Origin of the sequence: Streptomyces sp. RerS4 (assembly GCF_023515955.1) — a bacterium.
Lineage (GTDB): Bacteria > Actinomycetota > Actinomycetes > Streptomycetales > Streptomycetaceae > Streptomyces.
On sequence record NZ_CP097322.1, the window covers coordinates 4,706,089 to 4,731,654 of the forward strand.

At 74.4% G+C, this 25,566-nt stretch carries 15 protein-coding genes; 12 read left to right on the forward strand and 3 right to left on the reverse strand.

Annotated features, from left to right (window positions below):
- Nucleotides 1-4 precede the first annotated feature (4 nt).
- From M4D82_RS22015 to moeZ, 6 genes are all read left to right on the forward strand, one after another.
- On the forward strand, nucleotides 5-1,441 hold the full coding sequence (locus tag M4D82_RS22015; RefSeq protein ID WP_249767680.1) for a DUF3152 domain-containing protein: 1,437 nt from the start codon (nucleotides 5-7) through the stop codon (nucleotides 1,439-1,441).
- Between the two features lie 181 nt (nucleotides 1,442-1,622).
- The gene (locus tag M4D82_RS22020; RefSeq protein ID WP_249767681.1) at nucleotides 1,623-3,218 is read left to right on the forward strand and encodes a DUF3492 domain-containing protein; all 1,596 of its coding nucleotides are present in this window, start codon (nucleotides 1,623-1,625) and stop codon (nucleotides 3,216-3,218) included.
- Nucleotides 3,215-4,606, forward strand: a complete 1,392-nt coding sequence (locus tag M4D82_RS22025; protein ID WP_249767682.1) for a hypothetical protein — start codon at nucleotides 3,215-3,217, stop codon at nucleotides 4,604-4,606. The genes M4D82_RS22020 and M4D82_RS22025 overlap by 4 nt, the downstream gene beginning before the upstream one ends.
- Nucleotides 4,607-4,707: 101 nt before the next feature.
- Nucleotides 4,708-5,733 (forward strand): NAD-dependent epimerase/dehydratase, encoded by a 1,026-nt coding sequence (locus M4D82_RS22030; RefSeq protein ID WP_249767683.1) that lies wholly within the window; start codon nucleotides 4,708-4,710, stop codon nucleotides 5,731-5,733.
- Entirely contained in the window at nucleotides 5,721-6,473 is a 753-nt protein-coding gene (locus M4D82_RS22035; protein WP_249767684.1) for a spherulation-specific family 4 protein, read from the forward strand. The genes M4D82_RS22030 and M4D82_RS22035 overlap by 13 nt, the downstream gene beginning before the upstream one ends.
- Before the next feature lie 78 nt (nucleotides 6,474-6,551).
- Nucleotides 6,552-7,730 carry an adenylyltransferase/sulfurtransferase MoeZ gene (gene moeZ / locus M4D82_RS22040; protein ID WP_249767685.1) on the forward strand — a complete coding sequence of 393 codons (1,179 nt, stop codon included), beginning with the start codon at nucleotides 6,552-6,554 and terminating at the stop codon, nucleotides 7,728-7,730.
- A gap of 76 nt (nucleotides 7,731-7,806) precedes the next feature.
- Here the strand turns inward: moeZ and M4D82_RS22045 are convergent, their stop codons facing one another.
- Together M4D82_RS22045 and M4D82_RS22050 are read right to left on the reverse strand one after the other, a co-directional pair.
- Nucleotides 7,807-9,408, reverse strand: a complete 1,602-nt coding sequence (locus tag M4D82_RS22045) for an alpha/beta hydrolase (RefSeq protein WP_249767686.1) — start codon at nucleotides 9,406-9,408, stop codon at nucleotides 7,807-7,809.
- A gap of 123 nt (nucleotides 9,409-9,531) precedes the next feature.
- Nucleotides 9,532-12,327 (reverse strand): lysylphosphatidylglycerol synthase transmembrane domain-containing protein, encoded by a 2,796-nt coding sequence (locus tag M4D82_RS22050; RefSeq protein ID WP_249767687.1) that lies wholly within the window; start codon nucleotides 12,325-12,327, stop codon nucleotides 9,532-9,534.
- 119 nt (nucleotides 12,328-12,446) lie between these two features.
- On the opposite strand from M4D82_RS22050, the gene M4D82_RS22055 reads away from it, so the two are divergent.
- The 5 genes from M4D82_RS22055 (at nucleotide 12,447) to nudC (ending at nucleotide 22,694) form a co-directional block, all read left to right on the forward strand.
- Nucleotides 12,447-12,794 (forward strand): MGMT family protein, encoded by a 348-nt coding sequence (locus M4D82_RS22055; RefSeq protein ID WP_502988982.1) that lies wholly within the window; start codon nucleotides 12,447-12,449, stop codon nucleotides 12,792-12,794.
- 204 nt (nucleotides 12,795-12,998) lie between these two features.
- Nucleotides 12,999-16,385: an ATP-dependent helicase gene (locus tag M4D82_RS22060; RefSeq protein ID WP_249767689.1), complete on the forward strand. Its 3,387-nt coding sequence runs from the start codon at nucleotides 12,999-13,001 to the stop codon at nucleotides 16,383-16,385.
- Between the two features lie 77 nt (nucleotides 16,386-16,462).
- Complete coding sequence (locus M4D82_RS22065; protein WP_249767690.1) at nucleotides 16,463-20,263, forward strand: UvrD-helicase domain-containing protein; 3,801 nt, start codon at nucleotides 16,463-16,465, stop codon at nucleotides 20,261-20,263.
- Nucleotides 20,264-20,273: 10 nt separating this feature from the next.
- The gene (locus tag M4D82_RS22070; protein ID WP_249767691.1) at nucleotides 20,274-21,677 is read left to right on the forward strand and encodes a dipeptidase; all 1,404 of its coding nucleotides are present in this window, start codon (nucleotides 20,274-20,276) and stop codon (nucleotides 21,675-21,677) included.
- 75 nt (nucleotides 21,678-21,752) lie between these two features.
- A complete protein-coding gene (gene nudC, locus M4D82_RS22075) occupies nucleotides 21,753-22,694 on the forward strand; it encodes an NAD(+) diphosphatase (protein WP_502988983.1) in 942 nt (313 codons plus the stop codon).
- A gap of 101 nt (nucleotides 22,695-22,795) precedes the next feature.
- Here nudC and M4D82_RS22080 read toward each other — a convergent pair whose 3' ends face one another.
- Complete coding sequence (locus M4D82_RS22080; protein WP_249767693.1) at nucleotides 22,796-23,056, reverse strand: mycoredoxin; 261 nt, start codon at nucleotides 23,054-23,056, stop codon at nucleotides 22,796-22,798.
- 156 nt (nucleotides 23,057-23,212) lie between these two features.
- On the opposite strand from M4D82_RS22080, the gene M4D82_RS22085 reads away from it, so the two are divergent.
- A complete protein-coding gene (locus M4D82_RS22085; protein WP_249767694.1) occupies nucleotides 23,213-25,390 on the forward strand; it encodes an ATP-dependent DNA helicase UvrD2 in 2,178 nt (725 codons plus the stop codon).
- Nucleotides 25,391-25,566: the final 176 nt, after the last annotated feature.

A 25,566-nucleotide genomic window follows, 5' to 3' on the forward strand; every position in this document is an offset into this window, starting at 1 on the left:
GACCGTGGGACGACATAGTCGCAAGGACCCGGCCCCCGTCCGCCCGGTCCCCGAAGCCGCGCCGTACGAGCCCGCGCACCGGAGCGCCGCCGCGTACGAGGGCGGACCGTACGACGGCGCGCTGTACGAGCCCGCGCCGTACGAGGACGGGTACCACGAGCCGTACGCGGCCGCGGCCTACCAGGGCGGGTACGACGAGCGGCCGGCGCCGTATCAGGACGGGTCCTACGAGCCCCAGTCCTACGAGCCCCAGTCCTACGAGCCCCAGCCCCATGAACCCCAGCCCCACGAGCCCCGGCCCTACGAGGCGGCGTACGGGCAGCGGCCGAGGCCCCGGGCCACCGAGCCCCCCGTCGTCCACCGGGGGCACGTGGTCCCGAGCAGCCCCGCCCGGCCCGGCGGCCACCCCGAGCAGTGGGAAGGCGGCGGCGCCTGGGGCGCGAACGCCCTCCACCGGCCCGCCGCACCGCTCCCCCGGATCACCGTGGAACCGGCCCCCCCGGCACCCGCCCCCGCGTCCGACCCGCTGACCGGCACCGGCTCCCACCGCCGCGTCCCCGGCCCGCGCACCCCCGAGGTCATCCCCGACGAGCCGCCGGTCACCGGGCGCGGCACGAAGATCCGTACGTACACCGGGATGGCGGCCGCCGCCGTCACCACCGTGCTCGCCGTCGTCGTCGCGGGGCAGGTGGCCACCGAGCAGGAGACCACCGCCGGCGCCGCCCCGGCCGTCGGGAAGGACGAGACGGGCCGCGCCCTGGGCGGGCAGTCCGCCGCCTCCCGTTCCGACGGTCGCCCCACCCCCGCCTCCCCGCCGCCCGCCGTCGCCCAGGAGCCGCCGACGTACGAGCAGCAGATGGCGCGTCAGCTGCCCATCGACGCGAAGCTCGCCGGCCCCGGCACCTTCGACACCGTCCCCGGCATCGCCAAGGCCCCCGGCAAGGGCAGGCTGATCCGCTACCGGGTCGACGTCGAACAGGGCCTCGGACTGGACGCGCAGCTGTTCGCCGAGGCGGTGCAGCGCACCCTCAACGACCCGCGCAGCTGGGCCCACGGCGGCGCGATGACCTTCGAGCGGGTGCCGAGCGGCGAGGCCGACTTCGTGATCACCCTGGCCAGCCCCGGCACCACCGGCACCTGGTGCGCCCGCTCCGGCCTCGACACCACCGTCGACAACGTCTCCTGCGACTCGGCCGCCACCGAGCGGGTGATGATCAACGCCTTCCGCTGGGCGCAGGGTTCGACGACCTACGGTCCGGACCGGATGCTCGCCTACCGGCAGATGATCATCAACCACGAGGTCGGACACCGACTCGGGCACGGTCACGTGAGCTGCCGCACCCCCGGCGCGCTCGCGCCGATCATGCAGCAGCAGACGAAGTCCCTCGACATCGACAACATTTCCTGCAAGCCCAACCCGTGGGTTTATCCCGGGAATTGACGCGCCCCTTTTCCTAGCGTGCTCGAACGCGACCCGTACGGGAAAGTTACGACTCTTCACCCCTTCCGGTGGCGCGACGGACATCCGTCCATCGCGCCGCCGGCCCATCCGCTTGAGTTCTCCCGCGGCGGGTCACCGGACCGACGGCGGCCGCCTGGACGGGAGATCGGGGGTGCCACTCGTGCGGATCGGACTGCTCACCGAAGGCGGCTATCCGTATGTGGCCGGAGAGGCGAGGCTGTGGTGCGAGCGGCTCGTGCGCGGGCTCCCGCAGCACGAGTTCGAGCTCTACGCGCTGAGCCGCAGCGCCGAAGAGGAAGGGCGCGGCCGGGTCCCGCTGCCCGATCACGTGACCCGGGTGACGACGGCCCCGCTGTGGGCGCCGGCCGACGACGGACGCACCCACGCCCGCCGCGAGCGGCGCCGCTTCACCGCCTGCTTCACCGACCTGGTGCGGGGCGTCTGCGCGGCCGACCCCGACGCCTTCGCGGCCGGCCTCTACGAACTCGCCCTGCTGGCCCGCGAACACGGCGGGATGTACGCCGCCCTGCGCTCGGAGACGGCCGTACGGACCGTGGAGTCCGCCTGCCGGGCCCCCGGCGCGGCCCGCGCCCTCCAGGCCGCGCGGGTGGCGGACCTGCTGGCGTTCGTGGACGAACTGGAGCGCGTACTACGGCCGTTGTCGCTCGACTGGTACGAGGACCCCGGCCTCGGCGCCACCGACGTCTGCCACGCCACCGCGGGCGGGGTCGCGGCGCTCCCCGGCCTGTTGGCCAAACGCTTCTTCGGGGTCCCGCTGCTGGTCACCGAGTACGGGGTGCGGCTGCGTGCCCACTACCTCGTACGGGCCCCCGAGGAGCGGCCGGCCGTCCGCGCGCTGCTGGGCGCCTTCCACTTCCGCCTAGCCGCGGAGATCTACGCCCGCGCCGACCTGCTGACCCCGGGCAACGCGCACGCCCGCCGCTGGCAGGAGCGCTGCGGGGCCCCCCGGCAGCGCGTGCGGACCGTGTACCCGGGCATGGAGGCGGACCGATTCGCCGCCGTCGGGGAGGACCCGGAATCCGGGGACCCCGACACCCTCGTGTGGGTGGGGCGGATCGAGCCCGCCAAGGACCTGATCGCCCTGCTGCACGCCTTCGCGGAGATCCGCCGGAGCGCGCCGCACACCCGACTGCGGATCTTCGCCACCGCGTTCGTGCCGGACTACCTGGCCGACTGCCGCTCGCTGGCCGCGCAGCTGTTCCCCGACGAGGCCGCCGACGCGCGCACCGTGGGGGAGAACCCGGTCACCTTCGAGGAGGTCGGCGGGCCCGGGGCCCCCTCGGCGGCCGAGGCGTACGGAGCCGGGCGCATCGTGGTGCTGTCCTCGGTGATCGAGGGCTTCCCCATCACCCTGGCCGAGGCGATGTTCTGCGGCCGGGCCACGGTGTCCACGGACTCGGGGGCCGTCTGCGAGGTCATCGGCGGCACCGGACTGGTCGTACCGCCCCGCAACCCCCGGGCCCTGGCCGACGCGTGCCTCGCGCTGCTCGGGGAACCGGAGCGGGCGCTGCGGCTGGGGGCGGCGGCGCGGGCGCGGGCCCTGGAGTTGTTCACCGTCGAGCAGAACGTGGCCGCCTTCCGGGACGGCTACCTGGAGCTGCTGGCGCGCGGATCCGACCGGCCCGACGGGGACGTGCCGTTCGCGCGGCCCGCCGAGGCGCGGGTGCCTGGGCACTGGACGACGCCGACCTGGGCCGTCGCGGGCCCGGCCGCCGGAGCGGAGGCGGCCCTGTGACCACCGTGGACCCGGGCCGACGCGCCCTCCCCCCCGACGCGCTCGACCCCCTGCGCGCCGGCCCGGGGAACGAACCGGCTCCGGCGGAGGTGCTCCCGGCCGGGGTGGTTCCGGCGGACGTGCTCGCGGGCGAGGTGGTCCCGGCCGATGTGCTCGCGGCCGAGGCGTTTGGGGCCGGGCGGCGGGCGGGCGAGGTGCTCCCGGCGGACGTGCTTGCGGGCGAGGTGGTGCCAGCCGACGTGCTCGCGGCCGAGGCGCTCCCGGCCGAGGTGCTTCCGGCGGGGGCGATCCCGGCCGATGTGCTCGCGGCCGAGGCGTTTGGGGCCGGGCGGCGGGCGGGCGAGGTGCTTCCGGCGGAGGGGCTTGTGGCTGAGGTGCTTCCGGCGGACATGCTCGCGGCGGAGGGGCTCGCGGCTGAGGTGCTCGCGGCCGAGGTGCTTCCGGCGGGGGCGATCCCGGCCGACGTGCTCGCGGGGGAGGCATTTGCGGGCGGGCGGCGGGTGGGCGGGCCGGCTCCTGCGGCGAAGGGGGGCCCGGCGGGGCGGCGGAGGGGAGGTGGGGATCCCGTCAAGGTGCTGCTGTACCGGCACCGGGAGCTGTGCGAGCGGGCCGTCGACCCGCTGGAGATCGCCGCCGGGCTGGAGGCGCACGGCCTCACCGACCGGGCCGCCGCGCGCTTCCGGCACCGGGACGTCTTCTCCCTCGCCGAGGAGCTGTACGCACGCACCCCTCGGGGCGGGGCCCCCACCGCGCCGCCCGTCTCGGACCCGGACCGGCCGCGCGCCCTGCGCCGCCTCGGGTGCGCCCTGCTGCCCGGCGCGCTCGCGCTCGGCGCGGTGGCCGCCGGGGTCCCCGGGGCCGGACCCCTCGCGGCGCTCCTCACCGCCGGGGCACTGGTGTGGCCCGGCCGGTCGGCCGGCGGGCGGTTCCCTACGCCGCCCACCTGCTCGCGGCGGCCGTCGTCGGCTGGGCCGTCCACCGGCACGGGCCCGCCCTCGGCGCCGCCCTCGCGTCGGCCGTGGGCCCGGGGTACCTCGCCGGGGCCTTCTTCGCCGCCCGCGCGCGGCTCCGGCTCGCCGGAGCCGGGCCCTGGAGGACTTCGCCGCCGGGGCCCGACCCCTGCTCCTCGGCGTGCTGGTGCTGTTCGCCGCCGCCGCGACGGGGCCGCCGTGCTCACCGGCGCCGCCCCGGCCGCGGCCGTCCCGCTCGCGGTGCTGCTGTTCCTGGCCCGGCTGCTGCTGGTCCACGGCGCGCACCGGGCCCCGGTGGCGCTGGCGTTCGGGCTCGCGCTGGTGCCCGTACCGGCCGCCGCGTTCGCCGCCGCGGCCGGGCTCCTCGTCCACGCCGTCCTCGCGCTGTCCCGTGCCTCCGCACACGCGCGCCCCTGAGCCCTTCGGAAGCCGACACCGAAGCGCCGTACCGCCAAACCGACCCCACCACCAAGGAGAAACAGGATGACCGGCCAGCCAACGAACCAAGGGGCGGCGCGATGAGGGTGCTGCTGATCGGAGCCAACGGATACCTGGGCCGATACGTCGCCGACCGGCTGCTCGCCGACCCCGCCGTCCAGCTCACGGCGCTCGGCCGCGGCGACGACGCCGACGTCCGCTTCGACCTCGCCACCGGCAGCCCCGGCGCCCTGACCCGCTTCCTCGACGCCGTCCACCCCGGCGTCGTCATCAACTGCGCGGGCGCCACCCGCGGCGGCGCCCGGGAACTGACCCGGCACAACACCGTCGCCGTGGCCACCATCTGCGAGTCGCTGCGCCGCAGCGGCTGCGGGGCCCGGCTCGTCCAGCTCGGCTGCGCCGCCGAATACGGGCCCAGCCAGCCCGGATCCTCCACCGCCGAGGACGCCGTGCCGAGACCCGGCGGGCCGTACGGCGTCAGCAAGCTCGCCGCGACCGAGCTGGTGCTCGGCTCGGGGCTGGACGCCGTCGTCCTGCGGATCTTCTCGCCCGTGGGCCCCGGCACCCCGGCCGGCTCCCCCCTCGGCCGGCTCGCCGAGGCCATGCGCCGGGCCATGCAGTCCGGCGACGGCGAACTGAAGCTCAGCGGGCTCGGCGTCCAGCGCGACTTCGTCGACGTACGGGACGTGGCGCGGGCCGTGCACGCCGCCTCGCTGTCCGCCGCCCAGGGCGTCGTCAACATCGGCACCGGCCGCGCGGTGCGGCTGCGCGACGCGGCGGCCGTCCTCGCCCGGGTCGCCGGCTACGGCGGAGCCCTGCACGAGCTGGACGTCCCGCACGGCGGGGACCGCCACCCGGGGCACCCCGGCCACCCCGGCCACCCCGGTCGCCCCCCGGGCCTGGCCGCGATCGGCGCGCCCCGCTCCGAGACCACCCCGGAGCAGCTGGCGGCCGCCGCCCCGCAACCGTTCCCGTACCCGGACGGCTGCGGCGCCTGGCAGCAGGCCGACGTCCGCACCGCCCGCGACCGGCTCGGCTGGCGGCCCCGGATCAACCTGGAGGAATCCCTGGCCGACATCTGGATGGAGGCGGCGTGCCGCATCTGACCACCCCGCCCGGGGCCACGGCGGCCGTGCCCGAGGCCGGCCGCCTGGGCCTCGGCATCCCCGGCTACGCGCACCCGCTGCTGGCCCCGGTGGAGTGGGCCGAGCTGACCCGCCCCGGGACCCCCCTGCACTGGGCGGTGCTCAACGTCACCGAAGGCCCCGGGGGACGCCCCGATCCGCACTGCGCGGAGGCCGCCGCGAAGCTGCGGGAGGCCGGCGGGGTCCTGCTCGGGCATCTTGCGATGCGGGACGGATCCCGTTCGTTCGGCGAGCTGCTCTCCGACGCCCACCGCTTCCGCGACTGGTACGGCGTGGCCGGCTTCTACCTGGCCGACGCCCCGGCCGACCGGACGGAACTCGCCCGGGTGCGGCGCGTCGGCGACGCCCTGCGCGGACTCGGCGAGGGACTGCGGATCGTCCTCGGCCACGGAACGCACCCGCACGAGGGCTACACGGAGATCGCCGACCAACTGGTCACCTTCTCCGGCGGGTGGGCCGACTACCGCTGGTCACAGGTCGCCGAGTGGACGGCCGACCATCCGGCGGAGCGTTTCTGCCACCTCGTCCACGGAGTGCCCCGCGGCCATCTGGAGGAGGCGCTGCGCATCGCCCGCTGGCAGGGCGCCGGGACGGTCTGGTTCACGGACCGGCGCGGGGCGGCCGATCGGGACCCCTGGGCGTCAATGCCCGCGTACTGGGACGAAATCGTCTCGCGGATTGGGACGGGTGTCTCGGAATGAAAGCGGGCGTGGCAGTGTTGCGGGATAGAACAACCCATAAATGCTCCCCGCGTCCGCGGGGATGACCCTGGAGTCCCCGTGTCGCTGCCACCCCTGGTTGAGCCGGCTGCCGAGCTCACCGTCGACGAGGTCCGCCGGTACTCGCGTCACCTGATCATCCCCGATGTCGGGATGGACGGCCAGAAGCGCCTGAAGAACGCCAAGGTGCTGGCCGTGGGCGCCGGCGGCCTCGGCTCGCCCGCCCTCATGTACCTGGCCGCGGCCGGCGTCGGCACGCTGGGCATCGTGGAGTTCGACGAGGTCGACGAGTCGAACCTGCAGCGCCAGATCATCCACAGCCAGGCGGACATCGGCCGCTCCAAGGCCGAGTCGGCGCGCGACAGCGTGCTCGGCATCAACCCGTACGTCAACGTGGTCCTTCACGAAGAGCGGCTCGAAGCCGAGAACGTGATGGAGATCTTCAGCCAGTACGACCTCATCGTCGACGGCACGGACAACTTCGCCACGCGCTACCTCGTCAACGACGCCTGCGTGCTGCTGAACAAGCCGTACGTGTGGGGTTCGATCTACCGCTTCGACGGCCAGGCCTCGGTCTTCTGGTCCGAGCACGGCCCCTGCTACCGCTGCCTCTACCCGGAGCCCCCGCCGCCGGGCATGGTCCCGAGCTGCGCCGAGGGCGGCGTCCTCGGCGTGCTCTGCGCGTCCATCGGCTCCATCCAGGTCACCGAGGCCATCAAGGTCCTCACCGGCGTCGGCGAGCCGCTCGTCGGCCGCCTGATGATCTACGACGCCCTGGAGATGCAGTACCGCCAGGTCAAGGTCCGCAAGGACCCCGACTGCGCGGTCTGCGGCCCGAACGCGACCGTCAAGGAACTCATCGACTACGAGGCCTTCTGCGGCGTCGTGTCCGAGGAGGCCCAGGAGGCCGCGGCCGGGTCCACGATCACTCCCAAGCAGCTCAAGGAGTGGATCGACGCCGACGAGCCCATCGAGATCATCGACGTCCGCGAGAAGAACGAGTACGAGATCGTCTCGATTCCCGGCGCGAAGCTGATCCCCAAGGGTGAGTTCCTGATGGGCACCGCCCTCCAGGACATGCCGCAGAACAAGCGCATCGTCTTGCACTGCAAGACCGGTGTCCGCAGTGCGGAAGTCCTCGCGGTCCTGAAGTCCGCGGGCTTCGCGGACGCGGTGCACGTCGGTGGCGGCGTCATCGGCTGGGTCCACCAGATCGAGCCCGAGAAGCCGGTCTACTAGAAGGCCTTGTCCCGACCCCACAGGGGCCGTACCCGTTCGACGGGCACGGCCCCTGCGGGCGTGGGGGGAGCGACGCTCACGTGGTCTCGGTCGCGGAGGGCGTCGAGGGCGTCGGGGTAGCCGTCGGAGGGGTGGCGGTGCACACCGTGTCCGCGGCGGGGGCCTTCCCGTCCAGCAGGTAGCGGTTCACCGCGCCCTGCACGCAGGCGTCGCCGCTGTTGTACGCGCCGTGCCCCTCGCCCTTGTACGTCAGCTCGACGCCGACGCCCTTGCCGAGCCGCTCCGCCATCTTGCGCGCCCCCTCGTACGGGGTCGCGGGGTCACCGGTGTTGCCGATCACCACGATCGGGGCCGCGCCGGGGGCGGAGACGTCCGGGGTCTCCCAGGCGCCGTCGACCGGCCAGTCGGTGCAGCTCATCATGGCCCAGCCGAGGAAGTCCCCGAAGACGGGCGAGGCCTTGCGGAACTCCGGCAGCTTCGCCTTGGTCTCCTCCAGGGTGTAGCGGTCCTTGGAGTCCGCGCAGTTGATGGCCGTGTTGGCCGCGCCGATGTTGCTGTAGCGGCCCTGCTGGTCGCGCCCGTTGAGCGCGTCGGAGAGCGCCATCAGCAACTGGCCCTGGCCGCCCTCCGCCTCGTCGAGGCCCTGTTCCAGCAGGGGCCACAGCTCCTGGGAGTACAGCGCCTGGGCGATGCCGTTCGTCGCGGCGCTGTCGGTGAGCCTGCGGCCGCCGAGGCCCTGGATGGGTCGGGCCGCCAGCTCCTTCTGGAGCTTGACGATGTTGTCCTCGATCTCCTTGGCGGTGCTGCCCTGGAGCCGGCAGGCGTCGCCCCGGTCCACGCAGTCCTGGGCGAAGTTGCCGAGGGCCAACTGGAAGCCCTTCGCCTGGCCGAGCGCGCCCTCCTCGGAGGTCTTGGTCGGATCGACCACCGCGTCGAAGACGGCCCGGCCGACCCGCTTGGGGAACAGGTGGGCGTACACCCCGCCGAGCTCCGTCCCGTAGGAGATCCCGAAGTAGTTCAGCTTCTCGTCGCCGAGGGCCTGGCGGATGCGGTCCAGGTCGCGGGCGGCGTTCTCGGTGCCGACGTGGGGGAGGACGGCGCCCGAGTTCTTCTCGCAGGCCTCGCGGTACCCGCGCAGGGCGTCGAGGAAGGTCTTCTCCTGCTCGGGGGTCGAGGGGGAGGAGTCCTGCGCGTAGTACGCGTCCAGTTGTCGGTCGTTCTGGCAGCGCACCGGGGCGCTGCGGCCCACCCCGCGCGGGTCGAAGCTCACCAGGTCGTACCGGGCGCGCAGGGCCTCGTACTCCTTGGCCGCGCCGGGCAGGGTGGTGATGCCGGAGCCGCCGGGGCCGCCGAAGTTGAAGACCAGGGAGCCCAGGCGGTTCTTGGGGTCGCGGGCCTTGGCGCGGATCAGGGCGAGGGGGATGGTCTCACCCTCGGGGTCGGCGTAGTCGAGGGGGACGTCGAGGGTGGCGCACTGCCAGTCCTTGCCGGGCACCTGGCCGCCGCCCTGGAGAGCGGTGGGGGCCTGGCACTCGCCCCACTTCAGGGGTTTGACGTCCCGGGCGGCGGAATCCGCCTTCCGTCCGCTCCCGCCGTCGCCGTCGGAACAGGCGGCGGTGGTGAACAGTGCGGCGGTGAGGGCGGTGGCGGCGACGGACCTCAGGGCGATTCGGGGCATGTCACCCATTCTGGGCGTTTCGCACTCCGGCCGCCCCCGCGCTGACCCGTTCGGGGACGGGCGGGGGGGCCCCGGGGCCGGCGCCGGCGCCTCGTCCCGCCGGGCACCCCCTGGATGGCTTCCTCAGATGGCTTCCTTGCGGGTCAGGAAGTTGAACGACAGCCAGCCCGGCAGGACCGGCAGCCAGAAGGTCATCAGGCGGAACAGGAGCACCGCCGAGATGGCGACCTCCTTGTCGAGGCCCGCCGCGATCAGACCCAGCGTCAGCGTGGTCTCCACCGCGCCGATGCCGCCCGGCGTCGGCGCCGCCGAGCCCAGCGCGTTGCCGGCCAGGAAGACCACCGCGATGCTCGCGTAGCTGATCGCCTCCCCGCCCCCGAAGGCGCGGATCGACGCGTCGAGGCACATCACGAAGCAGCCGGTCAGCAGCAGCATGCCGCCGATGCCCGTCATCAGCTTCTGCGGTCGCTGGAGGACGTCCAGCATGCGCGGCACCACGCCCGCGAACAGCGCCCGTACCCGCGTCACCACGAACTTCCGAAGGAACGGCACCGCCGTCACCACCAGCACCAGCACTGCCACCGTCAGCAGACCCGCGATGACCGTCCGGGACGGCGTCATCTCGGGGGTCTTCTCGGTGCCCGTCAGGTAGCCGAAGGACAGCAGCAGCAGGATGTGACTGGCCAGACCGAACAACTGCGAGGCACCCACGCTCGCCACCGCCAGCCCCGGCCGGACGCCGGCCCGCTGGAGGAAACGGGTGTTCAGCGCGACGCCGCCCACCGCCGCCGGGGCCACCAGCTTCACGAACGAACCGGCCACCTGCGCGACCACCGTCCGCAGGAACGGCACCCGCTCGGGCACGAAGCCCAGGAGGCTCATCGCCGCCGCGAAGTACGTCAGCGCCGAGAACGCCAGCGCCGCCCCGACCCAGCCCCACTGCGCCTGCCCGACGATCGTCGCGAAGTCCACGTGCGCCAACTGCGTCAGCAGGAAGTACGCGCCGAACGCGCCCGCGATGAACGACACCAGCGTGCGCGGCCGGATCCGCTCCAGCCGCGCCGGCTCCACCGGCGCCTGCGGGCGGATCAGCAGCACCTGCCGGCGGATCTGGCTCAGCAGGTCCTCCTCCCGCGCGTCTTCGAGCGCGTCGTCCAAGGCCCGCTTCTCCGCCTTGCGGTCGGCGACCGGACTGGCCGAGGCGCCCGCCTCGCGCGCCGCCTTCGCCGCCCGCGAGGACTCCAGGACGGCCTCCCGCTGCCGGTCGGCCCGCTCCCGGGCCAGCCGGCGCAGGGTCGCCCGGGTCGAACGGCTCAGCGCGATCGGCTGGAGCAGCGGCAGACAGTCCGCCACCGTGTCCGGCCCGAGCACCGACACCGCCGAGGCCACCGACCGCTCCGCGCCGACCCGCAGGCCGAGGGTGGTCAGCAGCTGCGCGATGTCCATCCGCAGCACCAGATCACCGGCGGCGATCTCACCGCCGCGCAGGTCGGTCAGGATGACGTTGCCGGAACGATCCACCAGCAGCGCGTCCCCCGTCAGCCGGCGGTGCGCGATCCGGCGCGACTGGAGCGCCCGTACCTGCTCCCACGCGTTGCGGCTCAGCTCGTCGGTGATCTCCTCGTCGGGGAGCGCGTCGAGGGTCCGGCCGCCCAGGTGCTCGTAGACGAGCATCACGGCGTCCGGCCCCAGTTCGGAGGTGGCGATCAGCCTCGGCGCGTTCGCACCGGCCGCGATGGCGGCGTAGGCGAGCAGCGCCTCCTGCTCCAGTGCCTGGCGCAGCGACTGGATGCTGCGGCGGGTGGTGATCCCGCGCAGGGTCAGCCGGCGCCAGACCCGGTAGAAGAAGCCCTGCGCCTGCTGTTCGCGGTCCACGACCGTGACGTCCAGCGGTGGGCCGTCCTCCAACGTGACGTGGTAGCGCCGGCCCCGGTCGCCGACCTCGGCGTTGTCCGCTCCCGGCGCCTCGGCGCGCATCGCGCTGACCGGCTGGAAGCCGACGCGGCGCAGGCCCGCGAGGAGGTTCTGCCCGGTGGGCCGCACGTTCGGGGAGCCGACCGCGTACAGGGTGCCGTACGCGACGCTCCAGCCGATCAGGATCGTCAGGGCGATCGAGAACGGCGTGGTGTAGCCGCTGACCAGCATCGCGAAGGCGTCGAGCAGCAGCACGACCCACAGCGCGACCCGCCAGCGCGGCCGTCGGGCCATTCCGACGGCGGTCATGTACGCGATCACGGGCGCGAGGTAGCCGTGCACCGGGTCGGTGAGGGCCCCGCCGGCGCCGGTGGTGCGGGTCAGCGCGTCCTGGATGGTCTCGGGGGCGGCCTGCGACACCCACAGGTCGGTGGTGAGGGTGACGCCGTGCGCGAGGACGGCGGCGAGCACACCGTCGGCGATGCGCAGTCCGTCGCGTTTGATCAGCCGTTCGATGGCGAAGGCGACGGGCACCAGCAGCACCGCGATGCTGGAGACCAGCCCGGCGACCTTGATCAGGAAGTCGGGGGCCTGGCCGGTGCCCTTGGTGATGTCCTGCTCCAGCCCGACGGTCGTGCCGTGGGCGAAGGCCGCGATGGCGAGGACGACGACGATGCCGATGATGCCGGACAGCAGACGTACGAGGTCCGAGGGCCGGTGCACGCGGGCGGCGAGCAGCGGCTCGTCGACCTCCACCTGATCGGCGGCGGTCGGGGTGTGACCGGACGGGTGGAGGTCGTCGGGATGCGGCTGCGGTGCCGTGGGGCGTGTCGGCTCCGGGCGTGCCGGCTCGGGGGGCGTCGGCTCCGGGGGCGTGGCGGGGCCCGGATCGGGGCGCGCGCCGTTGTCCGGGCGCGGGTCCTCGCCCCGCGCCGCCGCGCCGTCCGGAGGGCTCACACCCTGCTCCTTCGCCGTCACTTCCGTCTCTTCTTGATCACGTATCACCAGTCACCGCCCGGAAGATGGTGGCACGGACGGGCGGCCGCGCGGGGCAGCAGGGTGCGCGCCGGTACGGAAGCGAAGCTTCCGCGTGGATGTCCTTGGCATCCGGCACCATGGGCCGGATGAGCGAAGAGCTGCCCGCGTACGCGGAGCGGGTGCTGGAGGTGGCCGAGCGGATTCCGCCCGGCCGGGTGATGACGTACGGGGACGTCGCGGAGTGGCTCGGGGAGGGCGGACCCCGTCAAGTCGGGCGTGTCATGGCCCTGTACGGAGGGGCCGTGCCCTGGTGGCGCGTGGTGCGGGCGGACGGAGTACCCCTGCCCGGCAGCGAGCGGCGGGCGCTCGCGCACTACCGGGCCGAGGGCACTCCGCTGCGCGAGACCCCGTCGGGCGAGCCGCGGCTGGCGATGCGCGGGGCCCGTTGGGACGGCCGTTCCGAGGGGGACGGAGGCGACGAGGGTCACATCTGACAGCTTCCGCCATCCGGGGCGCCGGCGGGAGGTCGAAGGCGCGTACGGGGGACGAGCCGTGCGGCCCCGCCGGCGACGGTCCGGCCGGCCGGGACGGCCTGCGGCGGGCGGGGCGGTTGGCGTAGCGTTGCCTCTTCGGCGTCCGCCGACGGGGCCGCAGTATCCGCAGCATCCGTAGAAGACCCACCAGGACCGGCACCTCACGTGATCACCTCTCCCTCCGGCCGCGCAGAGCGGCGTACGCGGACCCCTGACGCGTACCGCCTGGTGCGTACCGGGCCGGAACAGGTGGCTCCCCCTGTTCTGGACGCGGCGCAGCGCGCGGTGGTTGATCACACCCGCGGACCGTTGCTGGTCCTCGCCGGACCGGGCACCGGCAAGACCACCACGCTGATCGAGGCCGCCGCCGCCCGCGTCGAGGCCGGGGTCGATCCCGCCCGCGTCCTGATCCTCACCTTCGGCCGCAAGGCCGCCGTGGAACTGCGCGACCGCGCCGCGCTGCGGCTGGGCGGCGCGCGCGCCCCGCAGGCCACCACGTTCCACTCCTTCTGTTACGGCCTGGTCCGCGCCCACCAGGACCACGAACTCTTCGCCGATCCGCTGCGCCTGCTGTCCGGGCCGGAGCAGGACGTGATGGTCCGCACCCTCCTGGAGGGGCAGCGCCGGATCCGCTCGATCCGCTGGCCCGACGACCTGCGGGCCGCGCTGACCACGCGCGGCTTCGCCGACGAGGTGCGCGCCGTGCTGGCCCGCGCCCGCGAACTGGGCCTCGGCCCGGAGGCGCTGTCGGCGTTCGCCGAGCGCATCGGCCGCCCCGACTGGAAGGCCGCCGCCGCCTTCCTCTCCGAGTACCTCGACGTCCTCGACATGCAGGGCACCCTGGACTACGCGGAACTCCTGCACCGCGCGGTCCTGCTGGCCGAACGCACCCCCGCGCTCTCCTCCTCGTACGACGTGATCTACGTGGACGAGTACCAGGACACCGACGCCTCCCAGTTGCGGCTGCTGCGCGCGCTGTCCGGGCCGGGCGGGACGCTGGTGGCCTTCGGCGATCCCGACCAGTCGATCTACGCCTTCCGGGGCGCGGACATCAACAACGTGCTCGACTTCGAGTCGGCCTTCCCGGGCGCGGCGGTGCGGGCGCTCACCGTCGGCCGCCGGTCGGGGTCACAGCTGCTGGCCGCGACCCGACTGCTGACCACCCGCATGCCGGTCCCGCGCCTGCCCTCCGACGCCGTCCGGGCGCACCGGGCGCTGCGGCCCGCGCGGGAGGGCGGCCGGGTCGAGGTGTACACGTACCCGACGGCCGGCGCCGAGCTGGACAACATCGCCGACATCCTGCGCCGGGCCCACCTGGAGGACGGGGTGCCCTGGCGGGACATGGCAGTCCTGGTCCGCGCCGGGGGCCGCACCCTGCCCGCGATGCGGCGCGCCCTGATCGCGGCGGGAGTCCCGGCGGAAACGGACGCCGCCGCCACCGCCCTGCGCCACGAACCGGCGGTCGCCCCCCTCCTGACGGCGCTCCGCACCACAGCCCTGGCAGCAGCCCCCCAGAGCCCGGTCCCGCCCGGCTCGGACGCGGACCCGCTCCCGACGGCGCCGGACGCCCCGACCGGGTCGGGCCCCGCCCACCGTGACGCCGCGTCGTCGGGCACGGCGGATCCGGACGCGACGCGTGCCGACGAGGCACCCGACGCCGGGCACGGGTGGGTCGGGGTCGAGGCCGCGCTCACGTTGCTCGGGTCGCCGCTCGGGGGGATGGACTCCGCCGATCTGCGGCGGCTCGGGCGGGCCTTGCGGGACGAGGAGCGGGCCGCCGGGGTCACCGTCCCCGCGCCGTCCGACGTGCTGCTGGCCCGCGCCCTCGCCGAGCCCGAGCGGCTCACCGTCCACGACCCCGCCTACGCCCGCGGCGCGCAGCGCCTCGGCCTGCTCCTGCGCAAGACCCGCGAGCTCCTCCAGGGTGGCGGCACCGCCGAAGAGGCCCTCTGGACCCTGTGGGACGGCACATCCTGGCCCGACCGGCTGGAGCGCCAGGCCCGGCGCGGCGGCGCCGCCGGCCGCAACGCCGACCGGGACCTCGACGCCGTCTGCGCCCTCTTCGACACCGCGGCCCGCGCGGAGGAACGTACCGGCGGCCGCGGCGCGCTCAACTTCCTCGAACAGCTCGAAGCCGAGGACATCGCCGCCGACACCCTCACCACCCGCGCCACCCGCTCCGACGCCGTCCGCCTCATGACCGCGCACCGCTCCAAGGGCCTGGAGTGGGGCCTCGTCGTCGTCGCCGGCGTCCAGGAAGGTCTCTGGCCCGACCTGCGCCGCCGCGGCTCCCTCCTCGAAGCCGACCGCATCGGCCGCGACGGCCTCGCCGAACCCCTCACCCCCGGCGCGCTCCTCGCCGAGGAACGCCGACTGTTCTACGTCGCCACCACCCGCGCCCGTCACCGCCTCGTCGTCACCGCCGTCAAGGCCCCCGCCGAGGACGGCGACCAGCCCTCCCGCTTCCTCACCGAACTCGGCGTCACCCCCAAGGACGTCACCGGCCGGCCCCGCCGCCCCCTCGCCGTCCCCGCGCTCGTCGCCGAGCTGCGCGCCACCACCGTCGACCCCGACGCCTCCCCGGCCCTGCGCGACGCCGCCGCCCGCCGGCTCGCCCGCCTCGCCGCCCTCACCGACGACGAGGACCGCCCCCTGGTCCCCGCCGCGCACCCGCACCGCTGGTGGGGCCTGTACGAACCGACCGCCTCCACCGTCCCGCTCCGCGACCGCGACCGCCCCGTCGCCCTGTCCGGCAGCGCCCTGGACCAGCTCGCCAACACCTGCTCCCTCCAGTGGTTCCTGGGGCGCGAGGTCAAGGCCGACGCCCCCTCCACCGCCGCCCAGGGCTTCGGCAACGTCGTCCACGTCCTCGCCGACGAGGTCGCCTCCGGCCGCACCCCCGCCGACCTGGCCGTCCTCATGGAACGCCTCGACTCCGTCTGGGACGCCCTCGCCTTCGACGCCCCCTGGAAGTCCCGCCAGGAGAAGGACAACGCCCGCGCCGCCCTCGAACGCTTCCTGCGCTGGCACACCACCGACCGCGGCGGCCGCCGGGCCGTCGCCACCGAGCACGACTTCGACGTCACGCTGGACGCCGGCGAGTACGCCGTCCGCGTCCGCGGCTCCATGGACCGCGTCGAGGCCGACCCGCAGGGCCGCGCGTACGTCGTCGACTTCAAGACCGGCAAGGGTGCCCCGACCCGGGACGAGGTCGCCCGCCACCCGCAGCTCGCCGTCTACCAGCTCGCCGTCCGCGAGGGCGCCGTCGACGAGGTCTTCGACGGCCGGCGGCCCGTCCCCGGCGGCGCCGAACTCGTCCAGCTGCGCCAGGACGCCACCAAGAAGGACGGCGGCGAGGGCGTCCCGAAGATCCAGGCGCAGCAGCCGCTCGACGGCGGCACATCCGGCGAGTGGGTCGGCGACCTGCTGGCCACCGCCGCCGGCCGGGTCCTGGACGAACGTTTCACCCCCGCCACCGGCGAACACTGCGGGCGCTGCGCCTTCCGCAGCGCGTGCAGCGCCCTGCCCGAGGGCCGCCAGACCGTGGAATGAGCCGGCTCCCGGAACGCGTCGGACCGCCTGCTGAGACGCCGGCGGGGACTGTCGGCGCGGGCGGCTAGCCTTTCGAGGTGACCGCGTACGAGTCCGGGCGCGCGCCCGTCCTCACCGATCCCGAGCAGCTCAAGGAGCTCCTCGGGATCCCGTTCACGCCCGAACAGCTGGCCTGCGTCACCGCCCCGCCGGCTCCCCAGGTGATCGTCGCGGGCGCCGGCTCCGGCAAGACCACCGTCATGGCCGCCCGCGTCGTCTGGCTCGTCGGCACCGGCACGGTCGCGCCCGAGCAGGTCCTCGGCCTGACCTTCACGAACAAGGCCGCCGGCGAACTGGCCGAGCGCGTCCGCAAGGCCCTCGCCCGCGCCGGCATCACCGACCCGGACCCCTCCCCGGCCGACGCCGAATCCGCCGCCGGCGAGCCCCGCATCTCCACGTACCACGCCTTCGCCGGCCGCCTCCTCACCGATCACGGCCTGCGCATCGGCCTGGAGCCCAGCGCCCGCCTCCTCGCCGACGCCACCCGCTTCCAGCTCGCCGCGAAGGTGCTCCGCGAGGCCCCCGGCCCGTACCCCTCGCTCACCAAATCCGTCCCCGACCTGGTCGGCGACCTCCTCGCGCTCGACGGGGAACTCTCCGAGCACCTCACCGAACCGGCCGCCCTGCGCGCGTACGACACCGCCCTCCTCGACGAGCTGGCCGGCGTCAAGCTCACCAACGACGACCTGCGCAAGGTCCCCGAGGCCGTACGCGGCCGGCTGGAGCTGCTGGAACTCGTCGAGCGCTACCGCGCCGCCAAACGCTCCCGCGACCTGTTCGACTTCGGCGACCAGATCGCCCTCTCCGCCCGCCTCGCCACCACCCGCCCCGAGGTCGGCGAACTGCTGCGCGACGAGTTCCGTGTCGTCCTGCTGGACGAGTACCAGGACACCTCCGTCGCCCAGCGGCTGCTGCTGTCCGGCCTCTTCGGCGCCGGCTCGGGAGAGGCGAGCACCGGACACGCCGTCACCGCCGTCGGCGACCCCTGCCAGGCCATCTACGGCTGGCGCGGCGCGTCCGTCGCCAACCTGGACGACTTCCCCACCCACTTCCCGCACGCCGACGGCAGCCCCGCCACCCGCTTCTCCCTCAGCGAGAACCGGCGCAGCGGCGGCCGCCTCCTCGACCTCGCCAACGACCTCGCCGCCCCGCTGCGCGTCATGCACGAGGGCGTCGAGGCCCTGCGCCCCGCGCCCGGCGCCGAGCGCGACGGCCTGGTGCGGTGCGCGCTGCTGGAGACCCACGCCGAGGAGCTGGAGTGGCTCGGCGACTCCGTCGCGCACCTCGTGCGTACGGGCACCGAACCGGGCGACATCGCCGTCCTGTGCCGCTCCGCCGCCGACTTCGCGCGCATCCAGGCGGTGTTGGTGGCCCGGGACGTGCCGGTGGAGGTCGTCGGACTGTCCGGGCTGCTGCACCTGCCCGAGGTCGCCGACCTCGTCTCGGTGTGCGAGGTGCTCCAGGACCCCGGGGCCAACGCGGCCCTGGTCCGCCTCCTCGTCGGCCCGCGCTGGCGCATCGGCGCGCGCGACCTGGCCCTGCTCGGGCGCCGCGCCCGTGCGCTCGTGGCCCGCGTCTCCCCGGATTCGGGGCCGGACGGGCGCCTCGCGGCGGCGGTCGAGGGCGTGGATCCGGCGGAGGTCGTCTCGCTGGCCGACGCGTTGGAGACCTTCCTCGACGGAGCGGGCCGGGCGCCGGACGACCTGCCGTTCTCGGCGGCGGCCCGGGTCCGCTTCGCTCACCTCGCACAGGAACTGCGCGACCTGCGGCGCTCGCTCTCCGACCCGCTGATGGACGTCCTGCACCGGGTGCTGTCGACGACGGGCCTGGACGTGGAGCTGTCCGCCTCGCCGCACGCGCTGGCCGCCCGCCGGCGCGAGACCCTGTCCAACTTCATGGACGTGGCGGCCGGTTTCGCGGCCCTCGACGGCGAGGCCACCCTGCTCGCCTTCCTGGCGTTCCTGCGCACCGCCGCCCAGTACGAGAAGGGCCTCGACCACGCGCTGCCCGGTGGGGAGAACACCGTCAAGGTGCTCACCGCCCACAAGTCCAAGGGCCTGGAGTGGGACGTCGTCGTCGTCCCCGACCTGTGCGCGGGCTCGTTCCCCAAGGAGAAGGCGCCGGAGGCCTGGACCTCGTACGCCAAGGTGCTCCCGTACTCCCTGCGCGGCGACGCCCCGACGCTGCCCGCCGACCCGCCGTGGACCTCGGCGGGGCTGAAGGCCTTCAAGGCCGGCCTCAAGGAGCACAAGCAGGTCGAGGAACTCCGCCTCGGCTACGTCACCTTCACCCGTCCGCGCTCCCTGCTGCTGGCCTCCGGCCACTGGTGGGGCCCGACGCAGAAGCGCCGCCGGGGCCCGTCCGCGTTCCTGACGGCGCTCCACGACCACTGCGCGGCCGGGTTCGGGGAGATCGAGGCCTGGGCCGAGGAGCCCGACGCCGACGCCGAGAACCCGGCGCTCGCCGCCGACGTCACCCCGGACCACACCTGGCCCCTGCCCTTGGACGAAGCCTCCCTGGCCCTGCGCCGCCGCGCCGCGGCCTTGGTCGAAGCCCACCTCGCCGCCCGGACGCCGGCCCCCCGGGCCGAGCCTGCCCCGGCCGAGTCCCACCGGGCCGAGCCTGCCCCGGCCGAGTCCCACCGGGCCGAGTTCCCCCCGGCCGAGTCCGCCCTGGCCGAGCCTGCCCCGGCCGTGTTCGACCCGGCCGAGCCCGACCTGGCGCCGGTCCCTGAGGACCCCTACCTCTGGCCCCCCGACTGTGAAGACCCCGCCCACGACGACCCCGCGCCGGACGACCCCTGGGCCGGCGAGTCCGTACGCCCGGCGGACGACCTGTGGGCCGGCGAAGCCGTACCCGCGGACCCCTGGGGCGAAGGCCCGTCCGGCGCTCCCGGCACGACCGGGAACGGGCTTCACGGGGTCCGGGGCGGAGCCCCGGTTTCGGGAAGGGGCGGGGTGGGGGAACGAACCTCCTGGCCGGAGCCGGCCGACCCGCCCCCGGCCGCCGACCTCTGGGCCGGCGAAGCCGTCGTCCCCGGCCCCCGCCACCCGGCGCGTCCGTACCCCGACTCCGCCCGCGCGCAGCGCCCGACTCAGCCGGATCCGGGCCGCCCGACCCCCGAGGAGGCCCGGACCATCGCCTCCTGGGACCGTGACCTCGACGCCCTCGAAGGCGAGCTCCGGCGCGCCCGCGCGGCCGTCCGGGACGTCGAGCTGCCCGCCTCCCTGTCCGCGAGCCAGCTGCTGCGCCTCGCCGCCGACGAGCAGGGCTTCGTACGCGATCTCGCCCGCCCCATGCCCAAGCCCCCGCAGCCCGCCGCCCGCCAGGGCACCCGCTTCCACGCCTGGGTCGAGTCCCGCTTCGACGAACTTCCCCTCCCGCTCCTCGACGGCCTCCTCGACCCGGCCACCGAACTGCCCGGCTCCGACCAGGAGGTCGCCGACGAGGCCGACCTCGACGCCCTCAAGGCCGCCTTCGAGCGCAGCGAATACGCCGAGCGCACCCCGTACCGCATGGAGGCCCCGGTCCAGCTGACCCTCGCGGGCCGGGTGATCCGCGGCCGGATCGACGCCGTGTACAAGAACCCCGACGGCTCGTACGAGGTCGTCGACTGGAAGACCGGCCGCACCACCCAGGCCGACCCGCTCCAGCTCGCCGTCTACCGCCTGGCCTGGGCGGAGGCCACCGGCACCCCCCTCGACCGGGTCGGCGCCGCCTTCCTCCACGTCCGCAGCGGCCGCGTCATCCGCCCCCGTGACCTGCCGGGACGGGACCGCCTTGAGCGGATCCTCCAAGGCAAAACGGGCACGGACGGCGGCGACCGGGTGGACGGTTAGGCTCGTGGCCATGAGCGAAACCCCGGCGGACAGCGTCGTCCGCACGTACATCGACACCCACCGCGCGGCCTTCCTGGACGACCTCGCGCAGTGGCTGCGGATCCCGTCCGTCTCGGCCCAGCCCGAGCACGAGGGCGACGTGCGCCGCAGCGCCGACTGGCTCGCGGCCAAGCTCAAGGAGACCGGTTTCCCGGTCACCGAGATCTGGGAGACCCGGGGCGCCCCCGCCGTCTTCGCGCACTGGCCCGCCGCCGACCCGGCCGCCCCCACGGTGCTCGTCTACGGCCACCACGACGTCCAGCCCGCCGCCCTCGCCGACGGCTGGCACACCGAGCCGTTCGAGCCCGTCGTCCGCGACGGTCGCATGTACGGGCGCGGCGCGGCCGACGACAAGGGCCAGGTCTTCTTCCACACCCTGGGCGTACGCGCGCACCTCGCCGCGACCGGCGCCGCCGCCCCGGCCGTGCACCTCAAGCTGATCATCGAGGGCGAGGAGGAGTCCGGCTCCCCGAACTTCCGCTCCCTCGTGGAGGCGCACGCCGAGCGGCTCGCCGCCGACGTCGTGATCGTCTCCGACACCGGCATGTGGTCCGAGACCACCCCCACCGTCTGCACCGGCATGCGTGGCGTCGCCGACTGCGAGATCGACTTCCACGGGCCCGACCAGGACATCCACTCGGGCGCCTTCGGCGGTGCCGTGCCCAACCCGGCCACCGCCGCCGCCCGCCTCGTCGCCGCCCTGCACGACGAGGACGAGCGGGTCACGATTCCCGGCTTCTACGACAACATCACCGAGCTGACCGACGCCGAGCGCCGGCTGATCGCCGAGCTGCCGTTCGACGAGGCCGAGTGGCTGCGTACCGCCAAGTCGCACGCCGCCGCCGGCGAGGCCGGCTACTCCACCCTGGAGCGGGTCTGGGCCCGTCCGACCGCCGAGGTCAACGGCATCGGCGGCGGCTACCAGGGCCCCGGCGGCAAGACGATCGTGCCCGCCTCCGCCCACCTGAAGCTGTCGTTCCGCCTGGTGTCCGGCCAGGACCCGTACGAGGTCGAGGCCGCCGTCCGCGACTGGGTCGCCGCCCGCGTCCCCGAGGGGATCCGGCACTCGATCACCTTCGGCGCCCCCACCCGGCCCTGCCTGACCCCGCTGGACCACCCCGCGTTGCAGTCCGTCGTACGGGCCATGGGCCGCGCGTTCGGTCAGCCGGTGCGCTTCACCCGCGAGGGCGGCTCGGGGCCGGCGGCCGATCTCCAGGACGTGCTGGACGCCCCCGTGCTCTTCCTCGGCATCTCCGTGCCCTCCGACGGCTGGCACTCGCCGAACGAGAAGGTCGAGCTCGACCTGCTGCTCAAGGGCGTCGAGACGACCGCGTACCTGTGGGGCGACCTGGCGGAGCACTGGAACCGCGCATGAACACGTGAGCACGCGTGTGAACGCCCCGCACGCCCCGCACACCGAGCAGCCTGCCTTGTCCCACCACCGGGGGAGTTGGAAGTACCTGTGAGCACCCGTACCGAGCGCCCGATCTCGCTCGCCGAAGCGAACGACATCGACCGTGCCGCCCACCACCGCCTCGACGAGGCCTGGCTCGCGGCCGCCTGGAGCCACCCGACGACGCGCGTGTTCGTCGTCTCCGGCGGCCAGGTGCTGATCGACGACACCCCCGACGGCGGGTCCGCCATCGTGATGACCCCGGCCTTCGAGGCCCCGGTCACCGAGACCCACCGCTACTTCCTGGGCACGGACGAGGACGGCGTACGGTACTTCGCGCTCCAGAAGGACTCCCTGCCGGGCCGCATCGACCAGTCGGCCCGCCCGGCCGGGCTGCGCGAGGCCGGTCTGCTGCTGTCCCCGCGCGACGCCGGGCTGATGGTGCACGCGGTGGCGCTGGAGAACTGGCAGCGCATGCACCGCTTCTGCTCCCGCTGCGGGGAACGCACCGTGGTCGCCGCCGCCGGGCACATCCGCCGCTGCCCCGGCTGCGGCGCCGAGCACTACCCGCGCACCGACCCGGCCGTGATCATGCTGGTCACCGACGAGCACGACCGGGCGCTGCTGGGCCGCCAGGTGCACTGGCCGGAGGGTCGTTTCTCCACCCTCGCGGGCTTCGTCGAGCCCGGCGAGTCCATCGAGCAGTCGGTGGTCCGCGAGGTGTGGGAGGAGGCGGGCGTCCGCGTCGGCGACGTGCGCTACGTCGCCAGCCAGCCGTGGCCGTTCCCGTACAGCCTGATGCTCGGGTTCACCGCCCGCGCGATCACCTCGGAGATCACGGTCGACGGCGAGGAGATCGAGGAAGCGCGCTGGTTCTCCCGCGACGAACTGCGCGCGGCCTTCGAGTCCGGCGAGATGCTGCCGCCGTCGGGGATCTCCATCGCGGCGCGGCTGGTCGAGCTCTGGTACGGCGAGCCGCTGCCGAAGGCGGCTCCGTAAGCTTCGTCACACGGCTTCGCCGAACGGCTTCGTCACACGGCTCATACGAAAGGCCCCCGCCTCGGCGGGGGCCTTTCCGTGCTCACGCACCTCGCGCCCGATCAGACGGCGAGGGCCTGCTTGACCTGCGCGAGGCTCGGGTTCGTCATGACGGACTCGTTGCCGGCGGAGGAGCGCACGAGCACGGTGGGAACGGTCTGGTTGCCGTTGTTCGCCTTCTCGACGAACGCGGCGGACGCCGGGTCCAGCTCGATGTTGATCTCGTTGTAGGCGATGCCTTCGCGGTCCAGCTGCGTCTTCAGTCGACGGCAGTAGCCGCACCAGGTCGTGCTGTACATCGTGACGGTGCCCGTGTCCTGCATGCTGCGCTCTCCTTCGTGAGGGCTCGGTGGTCCGAGTACCGGAACGTACGGGAGCGCGCCACCATTCCCGCGCGCCTCCGGTCCGACAATCGGCTCGGCCGCCCCGCCTGTGGACAAGTTTCCCGCCCGCCCCGGTGGACCTGGCAGCATGGCGGGGTGACCACAGCAACGCACTCATCCGATTTCCCGGCCGGCACGGGCACCGACGCGGCCGATGCCGACGCCGTGCTCCTTGGCCTGGACCCGGAGCAGCGCGAGGTCGCCACGACCCTGCGCGGGCCGGTGTGCGTACTGGCGGGCGCCGGCACCGGCAAGACCCGGGCCATCACCCACCGCATCGCCTATGGGGTGCGTTCCGGACAGCTCATGCCGGCCAGTGTGTTGGCCGTCACGTTCACCAACCGCGCCGCCGGTGAGATGCGCGGCCGGCTGCGCGCGCTCGGCGCGGACGGGGTCCAGGCCCGGACGTTCCACTCCGCCGCCCTGCGCCAGCTCCAGTACTTCTGGCCCCGCGCGGTCGGCGGCGACGTCCCGCGACTCCTGGAGCGGAAGATCCAGTTCGTGGCCGAGGCCGGAGCGCGCTGCCGCATCCGCCTCGACCGCGGCGAGCTGCGCGACGTCACCGGTGAGATCGAGTGGGCCAAGGTCACCCAGACCGTCCCGGCCGACTACCCTGCCGCCGCGCTCAAGGCGGGCCGCGAAGCCCCGCGCGACATGGCCGAGATCGCCCAGATCTACGGGACGTACGAGCAGCTCAAGCGCGACCGAGGCATGATCGACTTCGAGGACGTGCTGCTCCTCACCGTCGGCATCCTCCAGGACCGCCACGACATCGCCGAGCAGATCCGCGCCCAGTACCAGCACTTCGTGGTGGACGAGTACCAGGACGTCAGCCCGCTCCAGCAGCGGCTCCTCGACCTGTGGCTCGGCGACCGCGACAGCCTCTGCGTCGTCGGCGACGCCAGCCAGACCATCTACTCCTTCACCGGCGCGACCCCCGACCACCTGCTGAACTTCCGCAACCGGTTCCCGCGCGCCACGGTCGTCAAGCTGATCCGTGACTACCGCTCCACCCCCCAGGTGGTACACCTCGCCAACGGCCTGCTGAATCAGGCCAAGGGCCGGGCCGCCGAACACCGCCTGGAGCTGATCTCGCAGCGCGAGCCCGGCCCCGCCCCGGCCTACGCCGAGTACGCCGACGAGCCCGCCGAGGCCGAGGGCGTCGCCCACCGCGTCCGGGACCTGATCGCGGCCGGCGTCCCCGCCGGCGAGATCGCCGTCCTCTACCGGATCAACGCCCAGTCCGAGGTCTACGAGCAGGCCCTCGCCGACGCCGGCGTCCCCTACCAGCTGCGCGGCGCCGAGCGCTTCTTCGAGCGCGCCGAGGTGCAGAAGGCCGTCCTCGCCCTGCGCGGAGCCGCCCGCTCCGCCGGCAACGACCCGCTGCTGGAGGACCTCGTCGAGCTGGGCTCCCAGGTCCGGGCCGTGCTCAGCTCCACCGGCTGGAGCGCCACGCCGCCCGCCGGCTCCGGCGCCGTCCGCGACCAGTGGGAATCGGTGGCCGCGCTGGTCCGCCTCGCCGAGGACTTCGCCCGCACCCGCCCCGGCGCCACCCTCGCCGACCTCACCGTCGAGCTGGACGAGCGCAAGGCCGCGCAGCACGCGCCGACCGTCCAGGGCGTCACCCTCGCCTCCCTGCACGCCGCGAAGGGCCTGGAGTGGGACGCCGTCTTCCTCGTCGGCCTGACCGACGGCATGCTGCCCATCACCTACGCCAAGACCGACGAGCAGGTCGAGGAGGAGCGGCGGCTGCTGTACGTCGGCGTCACCCGCGCGCGGCTCCACCTGACGCTCTCCTGGGCCCTCTCGCGGACTCCGGGCGGCCGGGCCTCCCGCCGGCCCAGCCGCTTCCTGAACGGCCTGCGACCGGGCTCCGCGGCCCCCGGTAGTCGCCCCGGCGGCCCGATCGAGCGGAGTGGCCGGGGGCGCGGCCGCCGCGGCCCCGCCCTGTGCCGCGTGTGCGGCAAGACCCTGACCGAGGCCGGCGAGATCAAGCTGATGCGCTGCGAGGACTGCCCGTCCGACATGGACGAGGGGCTCTACGAGCGGCTGCGCGCGTGGCGGGCCGTCCAGTCGAAGGCCCAGGGGCTGCCCCCGTACTGCGTCTTCACCGACAAGACCCTGATGGCCATCGCGGAGGCCTCGCCCGCCGAGGCGGGGGAGCTCTCGATGATCTCCGGAGTCGGCGGTCGCAAGCTCGACCGCTACGGGGCCGACGTCCTGGCCATCTGCGCAGGCCAGGAGCCCGGCGGCGGGGATTCTGACGACGCGTAGAAACTCGTCGGAAAAATAGTTTGCACATGCCCGTCGGATCCCCATAGGTTCTTAGCAACGGAAACGGTGGGCTTCTCCGAAGCCTCCGATCCGTGCTGTACTTATCCGAATACGCATGGGACAGGCCTTCGGGCCGAGTCCCCGAGACGCCGAGAGGAGGCGAGACCAGTGGCCAG

Excerpts from the sequence above, each read along its gene's own strand:
- M4D82_RS22070 (WP_249767691.1), top strand. The coding sequence starts at position 20,274 with ATGAGCGAAACCCCGGCGGACAGCGTCGTCCGCACGTACATCGACACC.
- M4D82_RS22055 (WP_502988982.1), top strand. The coding sequence starts at position 12,447 with ATGAGCGAAGAGCTGCCCGCGTACGCGGAGCGGGTGCTGGAGGTGGCC.
- M4D82_RS22030 (WP_249767683.1), top strand. The coding sequence starts at position 4,708 with ATGAGGGTGCTGCTGATCGGAGCCAACGGATACCTGGGCCGATACGTC.
- M4D82_RS22080 (WP_249767693.1), bottom strand. The coding sequence starts at position 23,056 with ATGCAGGACACGGGCACCGTCACGATGTACAGCACGACCTGGTGCGGC.
- M4D82_RS22045 (WP_249767686.1), bottom strand. The coding sequence starts at position 9,408 with ATGCCCCGAATCGCCCTGAGGTCCGTCGCCGCCACCGCCCTCACCGCC.